This is a genomic window from Streptomyces sp. NPDC031049 (assembly GCF_055571015.1).
Genome location: NZ_JBVIGC010000006.1, coordinates 143,290 through 167,650, shown reverse-complemented (window position 1 = coordinate 167,650; position 24,361 = coordinate 143,290). Strand labels below are relative to the sequence as shown.

21 protein-coding genes and 1 pseudogene are annotated in these 24,361 nt (G+C 74.8%); 13 read left to right on the top strand and 9 right to left on the bottom strand.

Going from position 1 to position 24,361, the window contains the following annotated elements; translation table 11 throughout:
• Positions 1 to 20 precede the first annotated feature (20 nt).
• The 4 genes from secD to ACZ45Q_RS12635 form a co-directional block, all read right to left on the bottom strand.
• Positions 21 to 2,309 (bottom strand): protein translocase subunit SecD, encoded by a 2,289-nt coding sequence (secD, locus tag ACZ45Q_RS12650; protein WP_468258986.1) that lies wholly within the window; start codon positions 2,307 to 2,309, stop codon positions 21 to 23.
• 77 nt (positions 2,310 to 2,386) lie between these two features.
• Entirely contained in the window at positions 2,387 to 2,779 is a 393-nt protein-coding gene (locus tag ACZ45Q_RS12645; RefSeq protein ID WP_468258983.1) for a hypothetical protein, read from the bottom strand.
• Positions 2,780 to 2,838: 59 nt separating this feature from the next.
• Positions 2,839 to 3,513 (bottom strand): response regulator, encoded by a 675-nt coding sequence (locus ACZ45Q_RS12640; RefSeq protein WP_468259499.1) that lies wholly within the window; start codon positions 3,511 to 3,513, stop codon positions 2,839 to 2,841.
• A 2-nt stretch (positions 3,514 to 3,515) separates the two neighbouring features.
• Positions 3,516 to 4,478, bottom strand: coding sequence for a sensor histidine kinase (locus tag ACZ45Q_RS12635; RefSeq protein ID WP_468258981.1), 963 nt, complete (start codon positions 4,476 to 4,478; stop codon positions 3,516 to 3,518).
• Positions 4,479 to 4,821: 343 nt separating this feature from the next.
• Here ACZ45Q_RS12635 and ACZ45Q_RS12630 point away from each other — a divergent pair, with 343 nt between their 5' ends.
• From ACZ45Q_RS12630 to ACZ45Q_RS12615, 4 genes are all read left to right on the top strand, one after another.
• Positions 4,822 to 5,151, top strand: a complete 330-nt coding sequence (locus tag ACZ45Q_RS12630; protein WP_468258979.1) for a TraR/DksA C4-type zinc finger protein — start codon at positions 4,822 to 4,824, stop codon at positions 5,149 to 5,151.
• A gap of 49 nt (positions 5,152 to 5,200) precedes the next feature.
• On the top strand, positions 5,201 to 5,575 hold the full coding sequence (locus ACZ45Q_RS12625) for a TraR/DksA family transcriptional regulator (protein WP_468258976.1): 375 nt from the start codon (positions 5,201 to 5,203) through the stop codon (positions 5,573 to 5,575).
• Complete coding sequence (locus tag ACZ45Q_RS12620; RefSeq protein ID WP_468258973.1) at positions 5,572 to 6,378, top strand: rod shape-determining protein; 807 nt, start codon at positions 5,572 to 5,574, stop codon at positions 6,376 to 6,378. The genes ACZ45Q_RS12625 and ACZ45Q_RS12620 overlap by 4 nt, the downstream gene beginning before the upstream one ends.
• 546 nt (positions 6,379 to 6,924) lie before the next feature.
• A complete protein-coding gene (locus tag ACZ45Q_RS12615) occupies positions 6,925 to 7,548 on the top strand; it encodes an Rv1733c family protein (protein ID WP_468258970.1) in 624 nt (207 codons plus the stop codon).
• Between the two features lie 280 nt (positions 7,549 to 7,828).
• Here the strand turns inward: ACZ45Q_RS12615 and ACZ45Q_RS12610 are convergent, their stop codons facing one another.
• Both ACZ45Q_RS12610 and ACZ45Q_RS12605 read right to left on the bottom strand, forming a co-directional pair.
• Positions 7,829 to 8,602 (bottom strand): hypothetical protein, encoded by a 774-nt coding sequence (locus ACZ45Q_RS12610; protein ID WP_468258968.1) that lies wholly within the window; start codon positions 8,600 to 8,602, stop codon positions 7,829 to 7,831.
• Between the two features lie 271 nt (positions 8,603 to 8,873).
• Complete coding sequence (locus ACZ45Q_RS12605; protein WP_468258966.1) at positions 8,874 to 10,577, bottom strand: PucR family transcriptional regulator; 1,704 nt, start codon at positions 10,575 to 10,577, stop codon at positions 8,874 to 8,876.
• A 378-nt stretch (positions 10,578 to 10,955) separates the two neighbouring features.
• Between ACZ45Q_RS12605 and ACZ45Q_RS12600 the strand changes: the two genes are divergently transcribed.
• From ACZ45Q_RS12600 to ACZ45Q_RS12580, 5 genes are all read left to right on the top strand, one after another.
• Entirely contained in the window at positions 10,956 to 11,846 is an 891-nt protein-coding gene (locus ACZ45Q_RS12600) for an FAD binding domain-containing protein (protein ID WP_468258964.1), read from the top strand.
• Entirely contained in the window at positions 11,846 to 12,436 is a 591-nt protein-coding gene (locus ACZ45Q_RS12595) for a (2Fe-2S)-binding protein (protein ID WP_468258962.1), read from the top strand. The genes ACZ45Q_RS12600 and ACZ45Q_RS12595 overlap by 1 nt, the downstream gene beginning before the upstream one ends.
• 2 nt (positions 12,437 to 12,438) lie before the next feature.
• Positions 12,439 to 14,823 carry a xanthine dehydrogenase family protein molybdopterin-binding subunit gene (locus ACZ45Q_RS12590; RefSeq protein ID WP_468258959.1) on the top strand — a complete coding sequence of 795 codons (2,385 nt, stop codon included), beginning with the start codon at positions 12,439 to 12,441 and terminating at the stop codon, positions 14,821 to 14,823.
• A gap of 204 nt (positions 14,824 to 15,027) precedes the next feature.
• Positions 15,028 to 16,485 (top strand): NCS2 family permease, encoded by a 1,458-nt coding sequence (locus ACZ45Q_RS12585; RefSeq protein ID WP_468258957.1) that lies wholly within the window; start codon positions 15,028 to 15,030, stop codon positions 16,483 to 16,485.
• Positions 16,486 to 16,533: 48 nt separating this feature from the next.
• Positions 16,534 to 17,685 carry an XdhC family protein gene (locus tag ACZ45Q_RS12580; RefSeq protein WP_468258955.1) on the top strand — a complete coding sequence of 384 codons (1,152 nt, stop codon included), beginning with the start codon at positions 16,534 to 16,536 and terminating at the stop codon, positions 17,683 to 17,685.
• On the opposite strand, the gene ACZ45Q_RS12575 is transcribed toward ACZ45Q_RS12580, so the two are convergent.
• From ACZ45Q_RS12575 to ACZ45Q_RS12565, 3 genes are all read right to left on the bottom strand, one after another.
• Positions 17,682 to 18,389, bottom strand: coding sequence for a bleomycin resistance protein (locus ACZ45Q_RS12575; RefSeq protein ID WP_468258952.1), 708 nt, complete (start codon positions 18,387 to 18,389; stop codon positions 17,682 to 17,684). The two genes, ACZ45Q_RS12580 and ACZ45Q_RS12575, sit on opposite strands and share 4 nt — an antisense overlap.
• Before the next feature lie 77 nt (positions 18,390 to 18,466).
• On the bottom strand, positions 18,467 to 18,907 hold the full coding sequence (locus ACZ45Q_RS12570) for an SRPBCC family protein (RefSeq protein WP_468258949.1): 441 nt from the start codon (positions 18,905 to 18,907) through the stop codon (positions 18,467 to 18,469).
• A gap of 51 nt (positions 18,908 to 18,958) precedes the next feature.
• Positions 18,959 to 19,744: a polysaccharide deacetylase family protein gene (locus ACZ45Q_RS12565; protein ID WP_468258946.1), complete on the bottom strand. Its 786-nt coding sequence runs from the start codon at positions 19,742 to 19,744 to the stop codon at positions 18,959 to 18,961.
• A gap of 151 nt (positions 19,745 to 19,895) precedes the next feature.
• Between ACZ45Q_RS12565 and ACZ45Q_RS12560 the strand changes: the two genes are divergently transcribed.
• The 4 genes and pseudogenes from ACZ45Q_RS12560 to ACZ45Q_RS12545 all read left to right on the top strand — a co-directional run.
• Positions 19,896 to 20,858: a UDP-glucuronic acid decarboxylase family protein gene (locus ACZ45Q_RS12560; RefSeq protein ID WP_468258943.1), complete on the top strand. Its 963-nt coding sequence runs from the start codon at positions 19,896 to 19,898 to the stop codon at positions 20,856 to 20,858.
• Positions 20,859 to 21,041: 183 nt separating this feature from the next.
• Positions 21,042 to 22,682 carry a carbamoyltransferase family protein gene (locus ACZ45Q_RS12555; RefSeq protein WP_468258941.1) on the top strand — a complete coding sequence of 547 codons (1,641 nt, stop codon included), beginning with the start codon at positions 21,042 to 21,044 and terminating at the stop codon, positions 22,680 to 22,682.
• Positions 22,679 to 23,683, top strand: a complete 1,005-nt coding sequence (locus ACZ45Q_RS12550) for a glycosyltransferase family 2 protein (RefSeq protein WP_468258938.1) — start codon at positions 22,679 to 22,681, stop codon at positions 23,681 to 23,683. Before ACZ45Q_RS12555 ends, ACZ45Q_RS12550 begins: the two co-directional genes overlap by 4 nt.
• Positions 23,680 to 24,270: pseudogene (locus tag ACZ45Q_RS12545) on the top strand (D-glycero-alpha-D-manno-heptose-1,7-bisphosphate 7-phosphatase); the annotation flags it as partial. The gene ACZ45Q_RS12550 and the pseudogene ACZ45Q_RS12545, both read left to right, overlap by 4 nt.
• Between the last annotated feature and the right edge of the window lie 91 nt (positions 24,271 to 24,361).

Genomic DNA, 24,361 nt, shown 5'->3' with positions numbered 1-24,361 from the left:
CGGCCGGCGCCGCGGGGCCGTCAGGGGGCGGGTGCCTCCTCGCGGCGGGCACCGGCCGGCGCCGGGGCCGGACCGCGGGTGCGGCGGGCCGGGGACCGGCCGTGCAGTTCCACGGCGAGCGGCGCCGCGGTGAACACCGAGGAGTACGTGCCGACCGCCACCCCGATGAGCAGGGCGAGCGCGAAGTCGGTGAGCGAGTCCCGCCCGAGCACCGCCAGCGCCACCAGGATCAGCGCCGCGCCCATGCCGGTGTTGACCGTGCGCGGCAGCGTCTGGAGGATCGCCCGGTTCGCGAGCCGGTCGAACGGCGTCTTCCGCTCCCGCCGCAGCAGTTCCCGGACCCGGTCGAACAGCACCACCGAGTCGTTCACCGAGTAGCCGATGACGGTGAGCAGCGCGGCCAGGAACACCCCGTCGACCGGCTTGCCCAGCCAGGCGAACACCCCGACCAGGATCACCACGTCGTGTGCGAGCGCGCCCACCGCCGCCGTGCCGAACAGCCAGCGGAACCGGACGGCGAGGTAGAGCAGCTGGGCGCCCAGGGCCGCGACCAGGGCGATCAGCGCGTCCCGGCGCAGCTCCTCGCCCAGGCTCGGGCCGATCAGCTCGTCGCGCACCTTCTCCGCGCCGCCGCCGAGCCCCTCGACGGCCTCGGTGACCCGGTCCGCCTCGGCGTTGGTCAGCTCCTCGGTGCGCACGGTGAGCCCGCCGTCCCCCGAGGACTGCACGACGGCCCGCGGGAACCCCGCGTCGGCGAGGGCGGACCGGGCCCGTTCGGGGTCGACGGGGGAGCCGGTGGCGTACTCGATGAGCCGCCCGCCGGTGAACTCCACGCCGAGGTCGAGGCCGCGGACGGCGATGCCCGACCCGGCCAGGACCAGGACGGCGGCGGAGGCGGCCAGCCAGCGCCGCGGGCGGGCCATCAGGAACGGCGCGCGCCGCAGCAGCTGGTCGCGGACCGGCCCCGTCGTCGCCAGGCCGGTCAGGCGCGGGCGCCGGCGGACCCAGGGGCGGCCGACGGCGTACTCGGCGAGCACCCGGGTGATCACCAGGGCGCTGACCATCGAGGCGAGGACGCCGATGCCGAGCGTCACGCCGAAGCCGCGCACCGGCCCCGACGCCAGGAAGAACAGCAGCACGGCCGCGATCAGCGTGGTGACGTTGGAGTCGGCGATCGCCCCGAGGGCGCCGCGGAACCCGGCGGTCAGTGCCGACCGGGGGCTGGGCCGGCGCCGTGCCGCGTGCTCCTCCCGAGCCCGTTCGAACACCAGGACGTTGGCGTCCACGGCCATGCCGATCGCCAGGACGAACCCGGCGAGCCCCGGCAGGGTCAGGGTGGCGCCGAGCGCGGCCAGCGCGGCGTAGGAGATCAGCCCGTAGCAGGCCAGGGCCACGGTGGCCAGCAGGCCCATGAGCCGGTAGACGCCGATGATGAACAGCGCGGTCAGCGCGGTGCCGATGACCGCCGCCCACGCCCCGGCCGCGACGGCGCGCTCGCCCAGGGTGGCGCCCACGGTGCGCTGCTCGACCGTCTCCACCGGCACCGGCAGCGCCCCGCCGTTGACCAGCAGCGCCAGTTCCCGCGCCTCGGCGTCGGTGAAGGAGCCGGTGATCTGCGTGGAGCCGCCGGTGATGCCCGCCCCGCAGGAGACCGACGGATCGACCTGCGGCGCGGAGATGATCTTGTCGTCGAGGACGATGGCGACCCGGCGCTGCGGATCCCCGGCCGGATGACAGGCGGCCTCACCGGTCAGCCGCGCCCACGCGTCGCGGCCGGCGCCCTCGAAGTCGACGGTGACGTGCCAGCCGGCGCCGCCCTGCTGGTCGAACCGGGCGTCGGCACTGCCCACGTCCTGGCCGGTCAGCTCGGCGGCGGCCAGCCGCAGCGGCTGCCCGGAATCGTCCGGCAGGACGCGTTCGCCGTCGGACGCCGGCCGCTCCGGCGTCTTCTCGGCGGCCGTGCCGAGCACCGGGTGCACGGTCAGCTGGGCGGTGCGGCCCAGGACCTCGGCCGCCTTCTTCGGGTCCTGCACCCCGGGCAGTTCGACGACGATGCGCCGGTCGCCGGAACGGACGATGGTCGGCTCGGCGACGCCGAGCGCGTCGATACGGCCCCGCAGCACCTCCACGGTGCGGTCGGTGGCCTCCCGGTCGGCCTCGGCGGCCGGGGTGGAGCGGGTCTCCAGCACGATCTGGGTGCCGCCGCGCAGATCGAGTCCGAGGCGGACCGGCACGGTGACGGCGAGGTACAGCGACACGGCGATCACCCCGAGGGCGAGCAGCGCACGGACGCGCAGGGAACGTTTCACGGATGTCCTCCGGCGGGCACGCCGCGGTGGCGGTCGGCCGACCGCGGCGGAAAGTGACAGGGAAGATGTCGGGTGCTTCAGGTGCCGCAGGGCGCGGGAGGAGCACGTCCGTGGTCGTGGCGGGTACGGCCGGGGGAGACGGGCGCGGGGGCCCGGGGCACGGGAGCCGGCCCGTGGGCGGCCGGCGCGACGGCCGGGCGGGCCGCAACGGCCGCCGGCGCGCACGGCGGACCGCCGCGCTCCCCGGACGGTTCGTGCCGGGCCCTGACCTGGCCGGTGCAGGGCGCGGCGCACGAGTCGTCGGCGCGGGGCCCGCTGTCGCCCAGGCCCGCCGCCCCGGCCGGCGCGGCGGAGGCCGCGGAGACGGTGGAGGCGGCGGCCGGTGCGGCGGTCGGCCAGGCGGGCAGCAGGGTCAGCAGCAGCGCCAGCAGCGTCGTGAGCGCGGCGGCGCTGTGGCGTGCCCGGCGCATGCGCCGCCCCCTGTCCTGGGTCTGCCCTGCCGGGCCGGTCGGTGGTCGAGGTCCGCCGGTCAGGGCTCGATGAGGCCGGCCCGGATGGCGTAGCGGGTCAGCTCCAGCCGGTCGCGCAGGCCGAGTTTGTGCAGCAGGTTGGCCCGGTGGCGCTGGACGGTCTTGACGCTGATGAACAGGATCTCGGCGATCTCCTTGGAGGAGTGGCCCTCGGCGACGAGCTTGAGGACCTCCTCCTCGCGCGGGGTGAGCACGTGCTCCGCGCTCTCCTCGCCGTGCCGGACCCGCTCCAGGTAGTTGCGGATCAGGGCGGTCACCGCACCGGGATACAGGAACGGCTCGTCGCGCATCGCGGCCCGGCAGGCGGCCACGAGATCGCGGTCGGCGACGGACTTGAGCACATAGCCGCAGGCCCCGGCCTTCAGCGCCTGGAACAGGTACTGCTCGTTGTCGTGCATGGTCAGCATCAGGATGCGCAGGCCCGGCCGGAGCGCGGCCAGCTCACGGGTGGCCTGGAGACCGGTCAGCCGGGGCATCGCGATGTCCAGCACCGCGAGGTCGGCGTCGGTGGCCCGGGCCGCCTCGATGGCCTCCGCGCCGTCCCCGGCCTCGGCGACCACCTGAAGGTCCGGTTCCCGGTCGAGGATCAGCCGCACCCCGCGCCGTACGAGGGCGTGGTCGTCCGCGAGCAGGATGCGGATCGGCGACGGGTCGGTTCGGGTCGGTTCGGGCATGGTCACCGCTGCTTCCTCGGGACGGGTGCGGTCAGCCGGACGCGGGTGCCGGCGCCGGGGGCGGAGGTGATGTCCAGAGCGGCGCCGATGAGCAGGGCCCGCTCGCGCATGCCGCGGATGCCGGCGCCCTCGCAGGCGGCCTCGATGCCGCGGCCGTCGTCGGCGATCTCCAGCACCACCGCCGGCCCGGCGCGGCGCAGGCTCAGGTCGACGCGCGCGGCGTCCGCGTGGCGGGCCGCGTTGGTCAGGCTCTCCTGCGCCACCCGGTACAGCACCAGCTCGGTCTCCTGGTCCAGGGCGGGCAGATCCGGCTCGCAGCGGCGCACCACCCTCAGGCCGGTGTGGGTGGCGAAGTCGTGGGTGAGCGAGGTCAGCGCGCTGACCAGACCCAGGTCCTCCAGGACGCCGGGCCGCAGGCGGCGCACCAGCCGGCGCACCTCGTCCAGGCTCTCCCGGGTGATCTCCTGCGCCTGGTGCAGCTCCCCGCGCAGGGGCTCGGCGGCCTCGTCCGCGGCGCGCTTGAGCACCAGCAGGACGGCGGTCATGCTCTGCCCGACCTCGTCGTGCAGCTCCTGGGCGATACGGCGGCGCTCGGCCTCCTGGGCGAGCAGTACCCGGGCGCTGGACGTGGCCCGTTCCTGCTCCAGGCGGTCCAGCATGGCGTTGAAGGTGCGGATCAGCTCCGGGACCTCGCCGCCCCGCCGGGACCCGGGCACCGGCAGCCGCTGACCGGGGCGCAGCAGGTCGACGGTGGTCATCAGCCCGGTGAGCCGGCCCAGCGGGCGCAGCCCCCAGCGCAGCAGGGCGCCGTTGGCGACCAGCATGACGGCGAGCCCGCCGACCAGGATGACCGCCTCGGTCAGCAGCACCGGGACCGAGACGGTCACCGGAGCCCACAGCAGCAGCGCGGTGGCGGTGCCCAGCACGACGGCGTTGAGCCCGAAGATCCGCCAGAACAGGGACACCGGGGTGATGCCTCCTTACGCTGCGCAGGGTTCCGACCGGGCCGCCGACCAGCCTGCCCGGTCCGACGGCGCCGGGTCGATGGGGTCCGACCCCCATTTCCCGGTCACGGCCCACCCACGCGCGTGTGCATACCGCGCCCCCGCACAAATGGGGTCCGCGACCGATGGGCAGCGGGCGCCGGCCCGGCCACAGTGGGAAGTGCGCAGGCCGGACGAGGTCTGCGCTTTCGTGCATTCTGCCGCCTGCCCGGCGTGCTGAGCCGTACGCGCCCGGTCCTGCCGTGCCGGGCCGTGCGGGCTCGGCCGTACGGGCCCGGCCGTCGCCCCGAGAAAGGGAACCGCCGTGTCGCTCGACGCCTCCCGCACCGAACCCCGCCCGGAACGGCTCACCGCCCACGAGGCCCGCCAGCGCCTGGAGCACGCGCGCAGCACCCGGCTCACCCAGCTGCGCGCCCTGGGGGACAGCGCCCGGTCGGCGGACGACCCGCTGCTGTCCGCCCAGCAGGCCGCCGTCGAGCGGGTGCTCAAGGAGATCGACGAGGCCTTCGACCGCGTCGACGCCGGCACCTACGGCACCTGCCTCGGCTGCGGCAAGCCCGTACCGCCGGAGCGGCTGGAGATCCTGCCGTACACGCGCCACTGCGTGGCCTGCCAGCGCCGCGCCGGCGCCTGAACATACGTCGCACGCCTTCCCTGTCCCGCCCTGCCCGAGGGGTGAACCGGTGAACCATCAGACCATCGACGGCCACGGCACGCGCCGGTCGCCGCTGTCCCCCGACGACCTCGCGGCGCTCCGCGAGAACCTGCACGAGCAGCGCCTGTTCCGGCAGGAGCAGCTGCGGCAGCTCGCCGTCTCCGCCCGCGACGAGGACCTGCGCCGCCGGTGCTCCGCCGCGCAGGCCGAGGTCGGGGTGCGGCTCGCCGCGTCCGCGCGCATGGTCCTCGCCGATGTGGAGGCCGCGCTGCGGCGCATGGCCGAGGGCCGCTACGGCACCTGCCACCTGTGCCGGCGGCCCGTCGACCGCGAGCGGCTGCTCATCGTGCCGCAGGCCCGCTACTGCGCCCGGTGCCAGCAGGTACGGGAGGCCGGCCGGTGACCGCGACGCGACGGCCCCGCGGCGTCGCCGGGCACCGGTGGGCGGCGGGGCGGCCCGGCTGCGGCGTCGCCCTCGACCTGGGCAGCGCCCGCACCCGCGCCTGGATCGCCGGCCGGGGACTGATCGTCGACGTGCCCACCGTGACCTTCCCCGGGGCCGGCGCCGGCCACCCCGTCCAGCGGGGCACCATCGTCGACGTCGACGGCACGGCACGGATGCTCGACCGGCTCCTCGGCCACCGGCTGCCCCGCCTCGGGCGGCCCCTGGTCGTGGTGACCGCGCCCGTGCTGGCCGGGGTCGCCTTCCGGGAGGGGGCCCGCGCCGCGGCACAGGTGCTGCGGCCCCGGGCGGTGCTGACCGTGCCGGGCGCCCGGGCCGTCGCGCTGGGAGCCGGCGCCGACCTGTCCCGGCCGCTGCTCGTGGTGGACGTCGGCGCCCATCTGACGGAGGTGGTGCTGCTGGTGGAGGGCGAGGTGTTCGACGCGCGCCGCGCCGCGCTGGGCACGGGCGACCTGCCCGACGCGGCCTCGTCGGCGGAGCTGGGCGAGGCGGTGGCCGGCATGGTGGCGTCGATGCTGCGGCAGGACCGTACGTCCCTGACGGTCGAGGCCCTGGGCCGGGGCCCGCTGCTGGCCGGCGGGGGTGCGCTGCGGCCCGAGATCACCTGCCGCCTCGCCGGCCGGCTGCACGCGCCGCTGCGCCTGGTGCCGGCCCCGCACACCGCCGCCGTCCGCGGCGCCGCCCGCCTGCTGGACTCGGCCCACGCCCACCCGTCGACCGCGGACGGCTCCCCACCGCCGTGACCGACGCGCCGCCCGTCACCGCCGGCCTCGTCGCCCGTGACCGCCGGCCTCGTCGCCCGTGACCGCCGGATCGGCGCCCGTGACCGCCGGATCGGCGCCCGTGACCGCCGGTCCTGTCGCCCGTCAGCGCCGGCCTCGTCGCGCTGACCGACGCGTCGCGCGTGAACGGCGCGTCGCCCGTGACCGGTGGAGCGGCGCCCGGGCCGATGGAGAGGCGCCGGGGCTGGTGGATCGGCGCCCGGGGCCGCGGCCCGGTGTTGCGGTCCCGGGCGGCGGGGCAGGGCGGCGGGACAGGGTCCTGGCCGAGCCGGCCCGCCCCGCTCGGGGGACCACCGGCCCCGGCGCCCGCTCCGTCCAGCCGCCCCGAGGCCGCAGCCGCCCCGGCGCTCGGAGCCGGGGCGGCTGCGGTCCCGGGCGGGCTGCGCTGCCCCGCCCGGCCCCGTCCCCGGCCGTGGACGGGGCCGGGGCCGGGGACGGGGCCGGGTGACCCGTCCGGTGCCGGGCCCCATGGAGTCCGTCGTCCGTGTTCTGTCGAGGAGGTACACCGTGGCCGGTGCCATTCCCCCTGCCCAGCCGCCGCCCGAGCGGGTGCGGCCGCCCTTGCTGTGGCGGTGGCGGCGCAACCCCCTGCGCCGCCGGAACGATCGTGTCCAGGCCTGGATCGCGCTCGTGACGGTGCTGGCCGTGGCGGTGGCCGCGCCGTTCGTCATGGTCACCGTCGGGGACCGGGCGTACGGCCACTACGGGGATGTCGCCGAGCGGCAGGCGCAGGCCCGGCAGCGGACCACCGCCGTCCTCGTGCACGACACCCCGCGCCATCCGGAGCCGGGCTCGGACGAGGAGCGGGAGACCCGCTACCCGGTCGAGGTCCGCTTCACCGACCGGGAGGGCCGGGTCCGCACCGGCCGGACCGAGGTGCGGCCCGGGCTGCCCGCGCAGAGCACCGTCCGGGTCTGGGTCGGCCCGGACGGCACGCTCACCGGCCCGCCGCTGACCGGCGAGGAGGTCCACAGCCGTGCCATGGGCTGGGCGATCCTCGCCGGCCTGGCCGTCGCCCTCACCGGCGTCGCCGCCCACGGGACGGCGGCCCTGCTGCTCTGGCGGCGCAACCTGGCCGCCTGGGACGCCGCCTGGGCGGAGACCGCCCGGCGCTGGACCACCTCCCCATGACGCTCGCGGGCGTCGCGGCGCCCGTCCGCCCGCCGAAGGGGGTGCCATGGCCGCAGGTGGTGGCCGCACCTGTCGCCGGCGGGTGCACCGCCGCACGGTGGCGGCGCCCGTCGTGCACCGCGTCCCCCGCGGGCGCCGCCCGCGCCCGCTGGGGCCGTGCCGCTCGCCGTGCTCGTGCCCGCGGGGTGGGACCGGCTCGGGCGGTCGCCGCGCCCGGGGTCGGTGCGGTGGGACCGGCTCCGGCGGTCGCCGCCCCCGGAGTCGGGGGGTGGGGGCCGGATCAGGCGGTCGCCGCGCCCCGGGTCGGTGGGGCGAGCTGGTGGGCCAGCCAGGTCGGGACGCCGCCCAGCAGGCGGAACAGCCGGCGGGCCTCCTCCCGCAGCCGGGACGCCTCCGGCTCGGTCTCCGTGTCCGCCAGCGACGCCAGCGCGGGCGCCGTACCGACGAGGTACCCCAGCTCCTCCCGCAGCCGCAGCGACTCGGCGAAGCCGTGCCGGGCCTCGGCCAGCTCGCCGTCCCGCAGCGCGAGGCCGGCCAGGTGGCGCCAGGTGAAGGACAGCAGGAGAGGATCGGCGTGCGCGGTGGCCGAGGCGTGGGCACGCCGGTACGCCGCCCGCGCCGCCTGCGGCGACCCCGTGAGGTTCTCCGCCAGCAGCCCGCGCCGGAAGTCCAGCAGCGCCCGCCCCGGAGCCCCGGGCGGGATCAGCGCCGCCGCCCGGCCGAGCGCCGCGCGCGCCTCGTCGGCCCGGTCCCGCACCCCGTGCAGCGTGGCCGCGTAGGCGAGCTGTCCCCGTTCGCAGGCGGCGGCGCCGCGCTCCTCGTCGCCGTGGGCCAGCGCCTCCGCGGTGCGCAGCGCGTCCTCGGCCTCCTCCCAGCCCTGCTCGGTGTACAGACACCGCTCCACCAGCAGTGCGGCCCGCTGCAAGGCCGTGGCCGCGGTGTCCGGCCGCAGCAGCGCCGCCGCGTCGGCCCAGCAGGCGCGCGAGCGCAGCCGCCACACCGCGGTCTGGAGCGGATCGTCACCTGAGGTCGTTCCCGTGCCAGAACCAGACATGGCGGGATGCGCCACGTTGCCCTCCCCTAGGCCGTGTCTTCCGGTCGGTCCCGGGATCACGGGGCCCGGCACGCCGAGCCCCGCTCGACGGCGTACCCGGGCCCCGCACTCCCGGAGTCGGGCTGATCCGGAAGACACGGCCCTGCAAGCACGCCGTCGAGCCCGAGTGGTGGCGGCATCTCAGCACGGATCGGCCCGCCCGGCCAAGAGGGTGGGTGAAGGATTTCACAAAGTCGTGGGACTCGGGGCGCCCCGATGTTTGGCCGCCGTTTCAGCTCATCCGCAGCGCGAGGAAGAAATCGAGCTTGTCCTCCAGCCGCGACAGGTCACGTCCCGTCAACTGCTCGATCCGGCCCACCCGGTAGCGCAGCGTGTTGACGTGCAGGTGGAGCCGGGTGGCGCAGCGCGTCCAGGAGCCGTCGGAGTCGAGGAACGCCTCCAGCGTCGGGATCAGCTCGGCGCGGTGGCGGCGGTCGTAGTCCCGCAGCGGGTCCAGCAGCCGGGCCGTGAAGGCGCGGCGGACGTCGTCCGGGACGAAGGGCAGCAGCAGCACGTGCGAGGCCAGCTCCTGGTGCCCGGCCGCGCACACCCGGCCCTGCCGGGCGGCGGCGACCCGGCGGGCGTGCCGCGCCTCCTCCAGCGCGCCGCGCAGCCCCTCCGCCGAGTGCACGGCCGCGCTCACCCCGAGCGTGAGGCGCCCGTCGCCGTCCAGACCGGCCGACAGCGGGTCCCGTACGGACTCCAGCAGCGCGTCGGCGAGGATGCCGGCCTCGGAGCCGTCGTGCTCGCCGGCGACCGCCGGCAGCGGCACCAGCGCGACGGCCTCGTCGCCGACGTGCGCGACGGCGATCCGGTCGGAGTGCTCGGGCCCGGTGGCCACCGGGTCGACGAGGATCTCCTCCAGCAGCGACTGGGCGGCCCGGCCGCCGTCGGGGCCGTCGCCGTCCCACTCGACGCGGGCCACCACGACCTGCCAGTGCGGGGCCGCGCCGAGCCCCGGCAGCAGCACCGGCGCCGCGACCCGCAGCCGGGCCGCGATCTCGGCGGGCGGCGCGCCCGTCTGCACCAGTTCCAGCACCTCCTGCGCCAGCCGCCGCCGCACCGTGCGGGCCGCGTCCCGGCGGTCGCGCTCGACCGAGATCAGCTGGGTGACGCCGTGCAGCAGGTCCAGCCGCTCCTCGGCCCAGTCACCGGCGTCCGCCTCGACCGCCAGCAGCCACTCGGACAGCACCGTCTCGCGCGCGTCCCGGGCGGGCTGCACCGCCCGGCCGCCCCCGGGCGCCGCCGGGCGGTGCCCCCAGCTGCTGCGCACGGGGAAGAGGCTGTACGTCGTCGAGCCCAGCGTCACCCGGTGCGGCGCGCGGCGGCCCGTGCGCCCGGCCGCCAGGTGCTCCGCCGCCAGCCGCGCGCACACCTCCGCGGGCAGCGCGGAGCCGGACGTCTTCGAGCCCGCGATCAGCCGGCCGGTCGGCGACAGCACCCAGGCCCGCAGGTCCAGGTCGGAGCCGAGCAGGTCCAGCACCACGTCGGGGCCGCCGCCCGCCGGTCCGGAGGTCATCATCCGCCGGTGCCGGTCCACGACCGCCGCGAGGTCCCCGGCACGCTCGCCGGAGACCTGCCGCACCACGTGCTCGGTGATGGTCGCGAACGCCACCGACTCGTGCACCGCGAACAGCGGCAGCCGGTGCCGCGCGCACGCGGTCACCAGGTCCTCCGGCACGCTGCCCAGCTCGGCCTCACCGGCGGCGAGCGCGGCCACGCCGGCCTGCGCCAGGATCCGCACGAACGGCTCGGAGTCGTCGGCGTCGCGGCGCCAGGCCAGGCCCGTGAGGACCAGCTCGCCGCCGGAGAGGTAGCGGCTGGGGTCCCGCAGGTCGGTGGTCATCACGCCCCGGACCGAGCGGTCCAGTTCGTCCTCGCCGCCGAGCAGCTTGAGGCCCAGCGCGTCGGTGTCCAGCAGTGCGCGCAGCCGCATTCTCGTCGCCGCCGTTCTCTGTCTCGAATCATGCTCTTGCTCAGGAGGGGGTCCGCGGCCGGGCGCCCGCGCGGCGGGCCGGCGAGCGGATACCCGTCCGCGTCCCGGCCGTGGTGCAGGTCACGCGGCTGTGTCGCGCGTTTCCACAGGAAGACGCGGAGGTTACTGGGGACCTCCGTTCATACGAATCTACAAGATGCCCGAGCTGGCCAGCCAACTCCTTCGGTGTTTCTGCGACTGACCCCGGTGGAGGACGGGGCGGTGTACTGAGCCCACTCCACGTGAACAGCACATGAACGAGCCCGGCCCGCCGCACACGGATTGGCTCAATCGCATCCCCCCACGAGACCCACGAGACGTAGAAGAAGAGAGCCGGTCATGGACTTCCTTCGCCCCGCCAGCTGGGAGGAGGCGCTCGCCGTCAAGGCAGAGCACCCCACCGCTGTGCCGATTGCGGGTGGCACCGACGTGATGGTCGAGATCAACTTCGACCACCGCCGGCCCGAGTACCTCATGGACCTGAACCGCATCGGTGACCTGACCGAGTGGGAGGTCGGCGAGGACACCGTGCGGGTCGGCGCGTCCGTGCCGTACACGAAGATCATGGAGCACCTGCGCTCCGAACTCCCCGGACTCGCCCTCGCCTCGCACACGGTCGCCTCCCCGCAGATCCGTAACCGCGGCGGCGTGGGCGGCAACCTCGGCACCGCCTCCCCGGCCGGCGACGCCCACCCGGCGCTGCTCGCCGCGGGGGCGGAGGTCGAGGTGGAGTCGGTGCGCGGCACGCGCATGATCCCGATCGACGAGTTCTACAAGGGCGTGAAGCGCAACGTGCTGGAGCCCGACGAGCTGATCCGTGCCGTGCACGTGAAGAAGGCGGACGGCCCGCAGCAGTTCTCCAAGGTCGGCACCCGCAACGCCATGGTCATCGCCGTGTGCGCGTTCGGCCTCGCCCTGCACCCCGGGACCCGCACGGTCCGCACCGGCATCGGTTCGGCCGCGCCCACCCCCATCCGGGCGAAGGCCGCCGAGGACTTCCTGAACGCGGCGCTCGACGAGGGCGGCTTCTGGGACAACGGCAAGATCATCACCCCGTCGGTCGCCAAGCAGTTCGCCGACCTGTGCTCGGCCGCCTGCAACCCGATCGACGACGTCCGGGGCACCGCCAGCTACCGCCGCCACGCGGTCGGGGTCATGGCCCGCCGGACGCTCACCTGGACGTGGGAGTCCTACCGCGGCGCCCGCCGCGCCACCGAGGGAGCTGCGTAATGCGAGTCAACTTCACCGTCAACGGACGCCCGCAGGAGGCCGACGACGTCTGGGAGGGCGAGTCCCTGCTGTACGTCCTGCGCGAGCGCCTCGGCCTGCCCGGCTCCAAGAACGCCTGTGAGCAGGGCGAGTGCGGCTCCTGCACGGTCCGCCTGGACGGCGTGCCGGTCTGCGCCTGCCTGGTCGCCGCCGGTCAGGCCCAGGGCCGCGAGATCGTGACCGTCGAGGGCCTGGCGGACTTCGCCAAGCAGCGCGCCGCGGGCGGCTGCGCGACCGGCGCCTGCGGCGGCGAGGGCACCACGCTCGACGAGGCCAAGCGCTGGCAGGCCGAGGGCACCGACTCGCAGACCGGCGAGGGCGAGGAGCTGTCCCCGATCCAGCAGGCGTTCATCGACGCCGGCGCCGTGCAGTGCGGCTTCTGCACGCCGGGTCTGCTGGTCGCCGCCGACGAGATGCTCGAGCGCAACCCGAACCCGACCGACGCGGACATCCGCGAGGCGCTGTCGGGCAACCTGTGCCGCTGCACGGGCTACGAGAAGATCATGGACGCGGTCCGGCTGGCGGCCGCCCGGCAGTCCGAGGGGGTCTGACCATGACGGCCAACGGTGCACCCACCAAGATCACGCAGGGTTCCCGGACGAAGGGCGGCATCGGCGAGTCGACGCTGCGCCCGGACGGCACCCTGAAGGTGACCGGCGAGTTCGCGTACTCGTCCGACATGTGGCACGAGGACATGCTGTGGGGCCAGATCCTGCGCTCCCCGGTCGCCCACGCCGAGATCGTCTCGATCGACACCTCCGAGGCGCTCGCCACGGCCGGCGTGTACGCCGTCCTCACCTACGACGACCTGCCCACCGACGCGAAGAACTACGGCCTGGAGATCCAGGACACCCCGGTTCTCGCGCACGGCAAGGTCCGCCACCACGGCGAGCCCGTCGCCCTGGTCGCCGCCGACCACCCGGAGACCGCGCGCCGCGCCGCCGCCAAGATCAAGGTCGAGTACCGGGAGCTGCCCGTCATCACCGACGAGGCCTCCGCGACCGCGCCGGACGCGATCCTCGTCCACGAGGGCCGCGACGACCACCACGCCGGCCACGTCCCGCACCCCAACATCGTGCACCGCCAGCCGATCATCCGCGGCAACGCGGACGAGGCCGCGAAGAAGGCGGACGTGATCGTCAGGGGCGAGTACTACTTCGGCATGCAGGACCAGGCCTTCCTCGGCCCCGAGTCCGGCCTCGCCGTGCCCGAGGAGGACGGCGGCGTCCACCTCTACATCGCCACCCAGTGGCTGCACTCCGACCTGAAGCAGATCGCGCCCGTGCTCGGCCTGCCCGAGGAGAAGGTGCGGATGACGCTGGCCGGCGTCGGCGGCGCGTTCGGCGGCCGCGAGGACCTGTCGATGCAGATCCACGCCTGCCTCCTGGCGCTGCGCACCGGCAAGCCCGTCAAGATCGTCTACAACCGCTTCGAGTCCTTCTTCGGGCACGTCCACCGCCACCCGGCGAAGCTGTTCTACGAGCACGGCGCCACCAAGGACGGCAAGCTCACGCACATGAAGTGCCGGATCGTCCTGGACGGCGGCGCCTACGCCTCGGCCTCCCCGGCCGTGGTCGGCAACGCCTCGTCCCTGTCGGTCGGCCCGTACGTGATCGACGACGTCGACATCGAGGCCGTCGCCCTCTACACCAACAACCCGCCCTGCGGCGCCATGCGCGGCTTCGGCGCGGTCCAGGCGTGCTTCGCCTACGAGGCGCAGATGGACAAGCTGGCCAAGAAGCTCGGCATGGACCCGGTGGAGTTCCGGCAGAAGAACGCCATGGAGCAGGGCACCATCATGCCCACCGGCCAGCCGGTCGACTCCCCGGCGCCCGTCGCCGAACTGCTGCGCCGCGTCAAGGCGATGCCGATGCCGCCGGAGCGCCAGTGGGAGTCCAGCGAGGGCGCCGACGTGCGCCAGCTGCCCGGCGGCCTGTCCAACACCACGCACGGCGAGGGCGTCGTCCGCGGCGTCGGCTACGCGGTCGGCATCAAGAACGTCGGCTTCTCCGAGGGCTTCGACGACTACTCCACCGCCAAGGTGCGCATGGAGGTCATCAACGGCGAGCCCGTCGCCACGGTCCACACCGCCATGGCGGAGGTCGGCCAGGGCGGCGTCACCGTCCACGCGCAGATCGCCCGCACCGAGCTGGGCGTCACGCAGGTGACCATCCACCCGGCCGACACCCAGGTCGGCTCGGCCGGCTCGACCTCGGCCTCCCGGCAGACGTACGTCACCGGCGGTGCCGTGAAGAACGCCTGCGAGCTGGTCCGCGAGAAGGTCCTGGAGATCGGGCGCCGCAAGTTCGGCTCCTACCACCCGGCCTGGGCGACCGCCGAGCTGCTCCTGGAGGGCGGCAAGGTCGTCACCGACGGCGGCGAGGTCCTCGCCGGCCTGGTCGACGTCCTGGAGGGCGAGTCCGTGGAGGTCGAGGAGGAGTGGCGGCACCGTCCGACCGAGCCCTTCGACCTGCGCACCGGCCAGGGCAACGGCCACGTCCAGTACTCCTTCGCCGCGCACCGCGCCGTCGTCGAGGTCGACACCGAACTCGGCCTGGTGAAGGTGATCGAGCTGGCCTGCGCCCAGGACGTCGGCAAGGCGCTCAACCCGCTGTCGGTGATCGGCCAGATCCAGGGCGGCACCATCCAGGGCATGGGCATCGCGGTGATGGAGGAGATCGTCGTCGACCCGAAGACCGCGAAGGTCAGGAACCCCTCCTTCACGGACTACCTGCTCCCCACGATCCTCGACACGCCGACCATCCCGGTCGACGTGCTCGAACTCGCCGACGACCACGCGCCGTACGGGCTGCGCGGCATCGGCGAGGCCCCCACCCTGTCGTCCACCCCGGCGGTCCTCGCGGCCATCCGGAACGCGACCGGGCTGGAACTCGACCGCACGCCGGTCCGCCCGGAGCACCTCACCGGCACGGCGTGAGCAGAGCCTCCGGGCGGCGCAACGGAACGTCACACCCTCCGCGCCGCCCGGAGCACCCCCAAGTTCCGCTCCGCTCGCGGTCCTTGAAGTACCACCCCACATCCGTTCGTCTCGGGCCGTCCCCCGGGTCGTGCATCCCAAATCCCGCGGCCGTTGTCACGGCGGTCCCTGCGGGTGCCCCTATGAACCTTGGGAGAAGGCACCATGGCCCAGCAGTCAGTGGAGCCGAAGACCACCGCCGAGGACGCGGGCGCGGGCAGCCGCGTCCCCGCCGGCCGGTCTTGGCTCGACCGGTACTTCCACATATCCCACAGAGGATCGACTCTCGCGCGTGAGGTCCGCGGCGGCATCACCACCTTCATGGCGATGGCGTACATCGTCCTGCTCAACCCGGTCATCCTCTCCGGTGAGGACGTCGCCGGGCACACTCTGGGCCAGAAGGCCCTGATCACCGCCACCGCGCTCGCCGCGGCGGTCACCACGCTCCTGATGGGCTTCGTCGGCAAGGTGCCGCTCGCCCTCGCCGCCGGCCTGTCGGTGTCCGGAGTCCTGGCCGGCCAGGTCGTACCCCAGATGACCTGGGGCCAGGCCATGGCGATGTGCGTCATGTACGGCGTGGTGATCATGCTGCTGGTGGTCACCGGGCTCCGCGAAATGATCATGAACGCGATCCCGCTGGCCCTCAAGCACGGCATCACCATCGGCATCGGCCTGTTCATCGCGATCATCGGCTTCGTCAAGGGCGGGTTCGTCCACCCGGGCGAGGCGACCCCGCTCTCGCTCGGCCCCGCCGGCGAGCTGGCGGGCTGGCCGGTCCTGCTCTTCGCGGGCACCCTGCTGCTGATCTTCATGCTCCAGGCGCGCAACACCTCCGGCGCCATCCTGATCGGCATCATCACCGGCACGGTCGTCGCCATGGTCCTCAACGCGTTGGGTGTCATCGACCCCAAGCAGTGGGCCAACGGCGCACCCGAGCTGCACGGCAGCGCGGTCTCCATGCCGGACTTCTCGCTCTTCGGCGACGTCGAGTTCGGCGGCTGGGGCGACGTCGGCGCGATGACCGTCGGCATGATCGTCTTCACGCTGGTGCTGGCCGGGTTCTTCGACGCGATGGCCACCATCATCGGCGTCGGCACCGAGGCCAAGCTGGCCGACGACAAGGGCCGCATGCCGGGCCTGTCCAAGGCGCTGTTCGTCGACGGCGCCGGCGGTGCCATCGGCGGCGTGGCGGGCGGCTCCGGCCAGACCGTGTTCGTCGAGTCCGCCACCGGCGTCGGCGAGGGCGCCCGCACCGGCCTCGCGTCGGTCGTCACCGGCGGCTTCTTCGCCCTGTGCCTGTTCTTCACGCCGGTCACGGCGATCGTGCCGCAGGAGGTCGCGTCCGCGGCCCTCGTGGTCATCGGCGCGATGATGATGATGAACGCCCGGCACGTCGACTGGGCCGACCGCGCCACCGCGATCCCGGTCTTCCTGACGGTCGTCCTGATGCCGTTCACCTACACCATCACCACCGGTGTCGCGGCGGGCGTCATCTCCTACGTCGCCATCAAGACCGCCCAGGGCAAGGTGCGGGAGATCGGCGCGTTCATGTGGGCCCTGGCGGTGGTCTTCATCGTCTTCTTCGCCCTCAACCCCATCGAGAGCTGGCTCGGCGTGCACTAGCCGCTCACCGGGTACCCGTTCACACGACTTCGCTGAGGAGACCGACAGATGCTGGACATCGCCGAAGAGCTGAACCGGTGGGTCGAGCAGGGGCGCGACTTCGCCGTGGCCACCGTGGTGGCCGTCGGCGGCAGCGCCCCGCGCCAGCCGGGTGCCGCGCTCGCCGTGGACGCCGACGGCACGGCGATCGGGTCCGTCTCCGGAGGCTGTGTGGAGGGGGCCGTGTACGAGCTGTGCCGGCAGGCCCTCGAGGACGGCGAGACCGTCCTGGAGCGCTTCGGCTACAGCGACGAGGACGCCTTCGCCGTCGGCCTGACCTGCGGCGGAGTCATCGACATCCTCGTCACGCCGGTACGGGCGGACAGCCCCGCCCGTCCGGTGCTCGCGTCCGCGCTGGCCGCCGCCGCCCGAGGGGAGGCGGCGGCGGTGGCGCGGATCGTCGGCGGGCCGGCGGACCTGCGGGGCCGCGCCCTGGTGGTGCGGTCCGACGGGATGGCCGAAGGCGGGTTCGGGGCCCACCCGGAGCTGGACCGGACGGTGGCCGCCGAGGCGGGCGCCTTCCTGGACTCCGGGCGCACCGGGACGCTGGAGATCGGAGAGCAGGGCTCGCGGTGCGGGTCGCCGCTGACGCTCCTGGTGGAGTCCTCCGTCCCGGCGCCCCGCATGATCGTCTTCGGTGCGATCGACTTCGCCTCCGCGCTGGTGCGCATCGGCAGGTTCCTCGGCTACCGCGTCACGGTGTGCGACGCCCGCCCGGTGTTCGCGACGCCGGCCCGCTTCCCGGACGCCGACGAGGTCGTCGTCGCCTGGCCGCACGAGTATCTGGAGCGCACGGACGTCGACGGCCGCACGGTGCTGTGCGTCCTCACCCACGACGCCAAGTTCGACGTACCGCTGCTGAAGCTGGCGCTGCGGCTGCCCGTGGCGTACGTCGGCGCGATGGGCTCGCGCCGCACCCATCTGGACCGCAACGAGCGGCTGCGCGAGGTCGGGGTGACGGACCTGGAACTGGCCCGCCTGAGGTCGCCCATCGGCCTCGACCTGGGCGCCCGCACCCCGGAGGAGACGGCCCTGTCGATCGCCGCGGAGATCGTCGCGGTCCGCCGCGGCGGCAGCGGCGTGTCCCTGACGGGCGCGCACACCCCCATCCACCACGACGGCCCGTCGGCCCCGGCGCGGCGCATCGGATCGGTGGCCTAGCCCCGCTGTCGCAGCTCCGCCAGTCGTGCCAGGTCGTCGCGCACGGTGTCCCGCTCCTCGGCGGTGAGGCCGATCGCGGCGGCCTGCTCGAGTGCGCCGGCCGCGGTGCCGGCGTCACCGAGGCGGTCGGCGACGTCGGCCCGCAGGACGAGCAGGCGCAGCAACTGCACCGGCGTCGGCCGCTCGTCCGGCAGCGCCAGCACCCGGTCGAGGACCTTCGCCGCGCCCGCCGGATCGTCCCGGGAGTCGGCGAAGAGCGTGGCGTGGTGCAGGGCACGGGCGAAGGTCTCCGCGGGGGCCGGCCGGTGGTGCTGGTCCCCGCCGAGCGGCCGGCCGACCCGCACGCAGTTGCCGCCCGGGTCGGTCATCAGGAACTGCCGCATTCCGAACGTCGTGTCCCGCAGCGCCCCGATCCTCGGCAGCCCGCGGGTCGGCACCCGGCCGTACGCCGCCTTGAGTCCGGCGCGGAAGGCGCGGTGCAGGCCGTCGACGTCGTCGGTACGGACGTAGCAGGTGCTGTGGGAGGCGGCCGGGTCGTACTGCCGCATCCCGAAGAAGTGCAGCTCGATGCCGCCCCGCCGGACGGCGGCGTACGGGTTGGGGCTGCGCTGTTCGAAGATCACCTCGAAGCCGAGGGCGGTGTAGAAGTCGAGCACGGGCCGGATCTCGCGGCACGGCAGCATCGGAACGGTCGTCTCTCCCATGCGCCCACTTTAGTCAAACTTGACTAATGTGGGACGGTCTTTTCCGGGAGGCGGGGCGGTCCTCGGCGCGCGGCCCCTCACGGGTGCCGCAGGAGGTGGTTGACCGCGCGGCCGAAGGTGTGGCGGCCCGAACGGGCCAGCAGGCCGTCGAAGGCGGCGGGGAGCGCCCGGACGTCCAGTTCCTCGCGCCAGCGCACCCGGGCCCGGCCGCCGGGGCCGGGTGCGACCTCGATCTCCGCCCAGCCCCGGACCAGGCGGCCCCGCTTGTCCAGCCGGCACAGACCGGGGCTGTCGCCCTCGGGGGGCTGCCAGGCGGTCACCTCCATCACGTCGTCGACCGCGAGCCGGCCGATGCCCGTGCGGGCCACGATCACCGTGCCCGGGCCGGTGGGCGGGGGAGTGGAGACGGTGACCCGGGTCAGCGGGACGGTCTCGCCGTGGCGATGCCACGCGGTGAGCCGGCGCCACGCCTCGGCCGGGGGGAGCGGCGCCGTGCGTTCGAGGGAGAAGGTGACCACGGCACGATCGTAGGGAGTCGTCCGCCGTCCCTCACCTCGCGCCCGGCCGGGTCACCGGTAGACCTTCCCCGGTTCCGCCCTCCCCGGCGCCAGCAGCTGCGGCACCGTCACGAAGACGTACCCGCGCTCCTTGAGCGCGTCGATGATCCCGGGCACGGCCGGCACGGTGCCGTCGTAGATGTCGTGCAGCAGGATGATGCCGTCCCGCGAGGACTGGGCGAGGACGCGCTGCGTGATCAGCTCGGAGTCGGTGGTCGTGTAGTCCTTCGCGGTCACCGTCCACAGGATCTCCGCGAGGCCCAGTTCGCGCGCTATCGCGTGCACGGTCTCGTCGGTGCGGCCCTGCGGCGGGCGCATCAGCGTCGGACGGTGGCCGGTCAGCCGCTCTATCTCCTCGTTCGGTCTGCGCAGCTCCTCGCGTATCTCCTCCGGTGTGCTCCGCGTGAGGATCTTGTGCGTCCAGGTGTGGCTGGCCACCTCGTGGCCCTCGTCGGCCATGCGCCGCACCAGCTCCGGATAGGTGTCGATGTGGCGCTTGCCCAGCAGGAAGAACGTCGCCGGGACCTGTCTGTCCTTCAGGATGTCGAGCAGCCGGGCGGAGTTCTCGCTGGGGCCCGCGTCGAACGTCAGGGCTATGCACTTGGCCTTGCGGCAGTCCACGGCCCCCAGGCGCGCGCCGGCCTGCGCCCCCGCCGCCGCGCGCACCGAGCTGGGCTTGGTCGTCTCCAGACGGGTGCAGCCGGCCAGCGCCGAGCCCGCGCAGAGGGCCGCCAGCAGCGCAGTCGCCGCCCGCAACCCGGTCCCCGTTTTCGTCGTCTTCCTGGTCAGAGAAGGCATGCCGGGACTATACACGCAGAGTATATACGCAGTTCATAGTGGGGTCTCCGAACGGGCTGTCGAATGCGGGTTCGAGGTATGGGAGCCGTCACCGGGTTACTCGCGCCGTCACCGAAGTGACGGTGAGAGTGACGAGAGTGAGGAGAGTCCCGTGGACGGACACCCCTGGCGCCGGGCCCTGGTGACCGGCGGAGCCGGTTTCGTGGGGTCCCACCTGTGCGGCCGGCTGCTCGACGCCGGCACCGACGTCGTCTGCCTCGACAACCTGGCCACCGGCTCCCGGAGCAACATCGCCGACCTGGAACGCCGGCGGGGCTTCCGCTTCGTCCGGGCCGACGCCACCGACCCGGCCGCCCTGCGCGCCCTGCCCGGGCGGTTCGACCTCGTCCTGCACTTCGCCTGTCCGGCCTCGCCCGCCGACTACCTGCGGCTGCCCCTGGAGACCCTCGACGTCGGCAGCACCGGCACCCGCAACGCCCTGGAGCGCGCCCACGCCGACGGCGCCCGCTTCCTGCTCGCCTCCACCTCCGAGGTGTACGGCGACCCGCTGGAGCACCCGCAGCGCGAGAGCTACTGGGGCAACGTCAACCCCATCGGCCCGCGCAGTGTCTACGACGAGTCCAAGCGGTTCGCCGAGGCCCTGGTCACCGCCCACCGCCGGGTGCACGGCACCGACACCGCGATCGTGCGCATCTTCAACACCTACGGGCCCCGCATGCGCACCGGTGACGGCCGTGCCGTGCCCACGTTCATCGCCCAGGCGCTGGACGGCATGCCGCTGACCGTCGCCGGCGACGGCGGCCAGACCCGCTCCCTGTGCTACGTCGACGACACCGTCGACGGCGTCCTCGCCCTCGCCGCCTCCCGGGAGACGGGGCCCGTGAACATCGGCGGCGGCGACGAGATCACCATGCTGGAACTGGCCCGCCGGATCATCGACCTCACCGGCTCCGGCTCCCGCATCCGGTTCGTCGAACGCCCCGTCGACGACCCCTGCCGCCGCAGGCCCGACACCACCCTGGCCCGCGAGCGCCTCGGCTGGCGGCCCCGCGTCGGCTGGAGCGAGGGGCTGGAGCGCACCATCGGCTGGTTCGCCCACGCCGTGGCGGCCTAGGCCCGCACATCACTACGTAGCGTGTCTTTTCGGTTCATACCCGGAATTGAGCTGTCTCCAAGTGTTTGAGACAGCTGCGGTGCGGGACCCGCGAGCCCAGAGAGAAGAGACCTGAGAAACCAGAGAGGTCCCAGAGACCTGACCTTCGGCACGACCCACAGCCTCCGGGACGGAGCACCCCACATGCGCATCCTTGGTATCAACGCCCTGTTCCACGACCCTGCCGCCGCCCTCGTCGTCGACGGCAGGACCGTTGCGGCCGCCGAGGAGGAGCGCTTCAGCCGCCGCAAGCACGGCAAGCGCCCGGTGCCCTTCTCCGCCTGGGAGGTGCCGGAGCTGTCGGCCCGCTGGTGCCTGGAGCACGCGGGGGTCCGGCCCGAGGAGCTGGACGCCGTCGCCTACTCCTTCGACCCCAAGCTGGCCCGGCCCGCCCGGGACATGGGCCTGGACGACCCCTGGGACCCGCTGCGCCTGGAGTACGCCCGCCGCGCCCCCGAGTTCCTCGCCGAGGCGCTGCCCGGACTCGACCCCGACCAGGTCGTCTTCGTCCCGCACCACGTGGCCCACGCCGCCTCCGCGGGGCCCGCCTCCCCGCACCCGGACAACGACGTGCTGGTCCTGGACGGCCGCGGCGAGTCCGCCTCCCACCTGGCCGGCCGCTACCGCGACGGCAAGCTCGACACCCTCGCCGCCCAGGCCCTGCCGCACTCGCTCGGCCTGGTCTACGAGGAGCTGACCGAACACCTCGGCTTCCTGCGCAGCAGCGACGAGTACAAGGTGATGGCCCTCGCCTCCTACGGCACCCCCCGCTTCCTGGACCGGCTGCGCGAGCAGGTGCACGCCACCGGCGACGGCGGCTTCCGCGCCCACGGCGTCGACTGGGCCGCCCTCGCCCCGCCGCGCGCCAAGGGCGAGGACTGGACCCGCGATCACGCCGACCTGGCCGCCAGCACCCAGGCCGTGCTGGAGGAACTCCTCCTCGACCTCGTCCACTGGCTGCACCGCGAGGCCGGCGGCCAGGCGCTGACCATGGCCGGCGGCGTCGCCCTCAACTGCGTCGCCAACTCCACGATCGCCAGGCGCGGACCGTACCGGCACGTGTGGGTGCAGCCCGCCGCCGGAGACGCCGGCACCGCGCTCGGCGGCGCCCTGCACGTGGCCGCCGCCCAGGAGGGCACCGCCCCCGAGCCGATGCCCGGTGCCGACCTCGGCCGCGGCTGGAGCGACGAGGAGATCCGCGCCTGGCTGGAGACCGCCGCGATCCCCTACGAGGAGCCGGACGACATCGCCGAGACCGTCGCCGAGGAACTCGCCCGGGACGGCATCGTCGCCTGGTTCCAGGGCCGCAGCGAGTACGGGCCGCGCGCCCTCGGGCACCGCTCCCTGCTCGCCCACCCCGGTCGCGCCGAGAACCTGGAACGGCTCAACCACGTCAAGGGCCGCGAGGAGTTCCGGCCGGTCGCCCCGATGGTGCTGGCCGACCGCGCCACCGAGATCTTCGACGGGCCGGTCCCGAGCCCGTACATGCTCTTCGTGCACGACGTCGCCGCCGCCTGGCGGGACCGCATCCCGGCCGTCGTCCACGTCGACGGCACCGCCCGCATCCAGACCGTCGAGGAGCGCCGCGAACCGCTCGTCGCCCGCATGCTGAACGCCTTCGAGAAGCGCACCGGGCTGCCCGTCGTGGTCAACACCAGCCTCAACACCGCGGGGCGGCCCATGGTCGACGACCCGCGCGACGCCCTGGAGTGCTTCGGTTCCGCGCCCGTGGACCTGCTGGCCATCGGCCCGTTCGCGGTGCGCCGGGGGAAGGCGTTCGCATGACCGGCTACGCCGTCGTGATCCCCACGCTCGCCCGCGACACGCTGGCCGACTGCCTGGCCGCGCTGGCCGCCGCGACCGGACCCCGCCCCGACGAGATCGTCCTCGTCGACGACCGGCCCGGCCCGGACACCGACCCGGACGCGCTGGAGCACGCCCTGAGCGTCCTCGGCGAGCTGCGCGAGCGCACCGTCGTGCTGCGCAGCGGCGGACGCGGACCGGCCGCCGCCCGCAACACCGGCCTGCGCGCGGTCACCGCGCCCTGGACCGCCTTCCTCGACGACGACGTCCAGGTCGGCCCGCACTGGTGCGACCAACTGGTCCAGGACCTCGGCGAGGCCGCCCCCGACACCGCCGGCGTCCAGGGCGTGATCGCCGTGCCGCTGCCCGGCGAGCGCCGCCCCACCGACTGGGAGCGCGGCACGGCCGGGCTGGCCACCGCCCGCTGGATCACCGCCGACATGGCCTACCGCACCGACGCGCTCAAGCAGGTCGGCGGCTTCGACGAGCGCTTCACCCGCGCCTTCCGGGAGGACGCCGACCTCGCGCTGCGCGTCCTGGACGCCGGGTGGCGCATCCGGCAGGGCCGGCGCACCACCCGGCACCCGGTGCGCTCCGCGTCCCGCTGGGTGTCCCTGAAACAGCAGCGCGGCAACGCCGACGACGCCCTGATGCGGCGCCTGCACGGCCCCGACTGGTGGGCCAAGGCGGTCGCGCCCCGCGGGCGCATCCGCCGGCACGCGGCCATCACCGCCGCCGGTGCCGCCGCGCTCCTGCTCGCCGCCGCGGGCCGGCCCCGGGCCGCCGCCCTCGCCGGGCTCGGCTGGGCGGCGGGCACCGCGGAGTTCGCCTGGGCCCGCATCGCACCCGGGCCGCGCACCCGCGAGGAGGTCACGACCATGCTCGTGACCAGCGCCCTCATCCCGCCCGCCGCCACCTGGCACCGGCTCGGCGGGGAGCTGCGGCACCGGTCGGCACCGGCCTGGCGGGAGGTGGCGGCATGAGCGCCCGTCACGACCCGGTGAAGGCCGTGCTCTTCGACCGCGACGGCACCCTCGTCCACGACGTCCCCTACAACGGCGACCCCGACCGGGTACGGCCGGTCGACGGGGCCCGCGAGGCGGTCGCCCTGCTGCGCGGGCGCGGCGTCGCGACCGGCGTCGTCACCAACCAGTCCGGCATCGCCCGCGGGCTGCTCACCGACGCCGACGTCCGCCGCGTCAACCGGCGCGTCGACGAGCTGCTCGGCCCGTTCGACGTGTGGGCCGTCTGCCCGCACGGCCCCGACGACGGCTGCCCGTGCCGCAAGCCGCGGCCCGGCATGGTGCTGTGGGCGGCCGGCCGCATCTGCACCCACCCCGCCGACTGCGTCCTGATCGGCGACATCGGCGCCGACGTGGAGGCCGCGCGCCGGGCGGGCGCCACCGGCATCCTCGTGCCGAACGACCGCACCCGTCCGGAGGAGACGGCCGCCGCCGAGCACGTCGCCCCGGACCTGCTGACCGCCGTGCGCGCGGTGCTCGACGGCGACCTGCCGCACGGGCGGGTCCCGGCGGACGAACGGCCCGCCGATACCGCCCGCGCCACCGGCGCCGGCACCGACACCCGCGACACCGGCGCCCCCGAGGCCGGCACCGGCGTTCCCGGCCCCGCCACCGGCGTAGGTGGCTCCGGCCCCGGCC

Bases quoted from the DNA above. Each gene is read 5' to 3' on its own strand.
- ACZ45Q_RS12590 (WP_468258959.1), top strand. From the start codon at position 12,439: ATGACGGCCAACGGTGCACCCACCAAGATCACGCAGGGTTCCCGGACG.
- ACZ45Q_RS12600 (WP_468258964.1), top strand. From the start codon at position 10,956: ATGGACTTCCTTCGCCCCGCCAGCTGGGAGGAGGCGCTCGCCGTCAAG.
- ACZ45Q_RS12595 (WP_468258962.1), top strand. From the start codon at position 11,846: ATGCGAGTCAACTTCACCGTCAACGGACGCCCGCAGGAGGCCGACGAC.
- ACZ45Q_RS12580 (WP_468258955.1), top strand. From the start codon at position 16,534: ATGCTGGACATCGCCGAAGAGCTGAACCGGTGGGTCGAGCAGGGGCGC.
- ACZ45Q_RS12610 (WP_468258968.1), bottom strand. From the start codon at position 8,602: ATGTCTGGTTCTGGCACGGGAACGACCTCAGGTGACGATCCGCTCCAG.
- ACZ45Q_RS12555 (WP_468258941.1), top strand. From the start codon at position 21,042: ATGCGCATCCTTGGTATCAACGCCCTGTTCCACGACCCTGCCGCCGCC.
- ACZ45Q_RS12565 (WP_468258946.1), bottom strand. From the start codon at position 19,744: ATGCCTTCTCTGACCAGGAAGACGACGAAAACGGGGACCGGGTTGCGG.
- ACZ45Q_RS12605 (WP_468258966.1), bottom strand. From the start codon at position 10,577: ATGCGGCTGCGCGCACTGCTGGACACCGACGCGCTGGGCCTCAAGCTG.
- ACZ45Q_RS12645 (WP_468258983.1), bottom strand. From the start codon at position 2,779: ATGCGCCGGGCACGCCACAGCGCCGCCGCGCTCACGACGCTGCTGGCG.
- ACZ45Q_RS12585 (WP_468258957.1), top strand. From the start codon at position 15,028: ATGGCCCAGCAGTCAGTGGAGCCGAAGACCACCGCCGAGGACGCGGGC.
- ACZ45Q_RS12575 (WP_468258952.1), bottom strand. From the start codon at position 18,389: ATGGGAGAGACGACCGTTCCGATGCTGCCGTGCCGCGAGATCCGGCCC.
- ACZ45Q_RS12550 (WP_468258938.1), top strand. From the start codon at position 22,679: ATGACCGGCTACGCCGTCGTGATCCCCACGCTCGCCCGCGACACGCTG.
- ACZ45Q_RS12640 (WP_468259499.1), bottom strand. From the start codon at position 3,513: ATGCCCGAACCGACCCGAACCGACCCGTCGCCGATCCGCATCCTGCTC.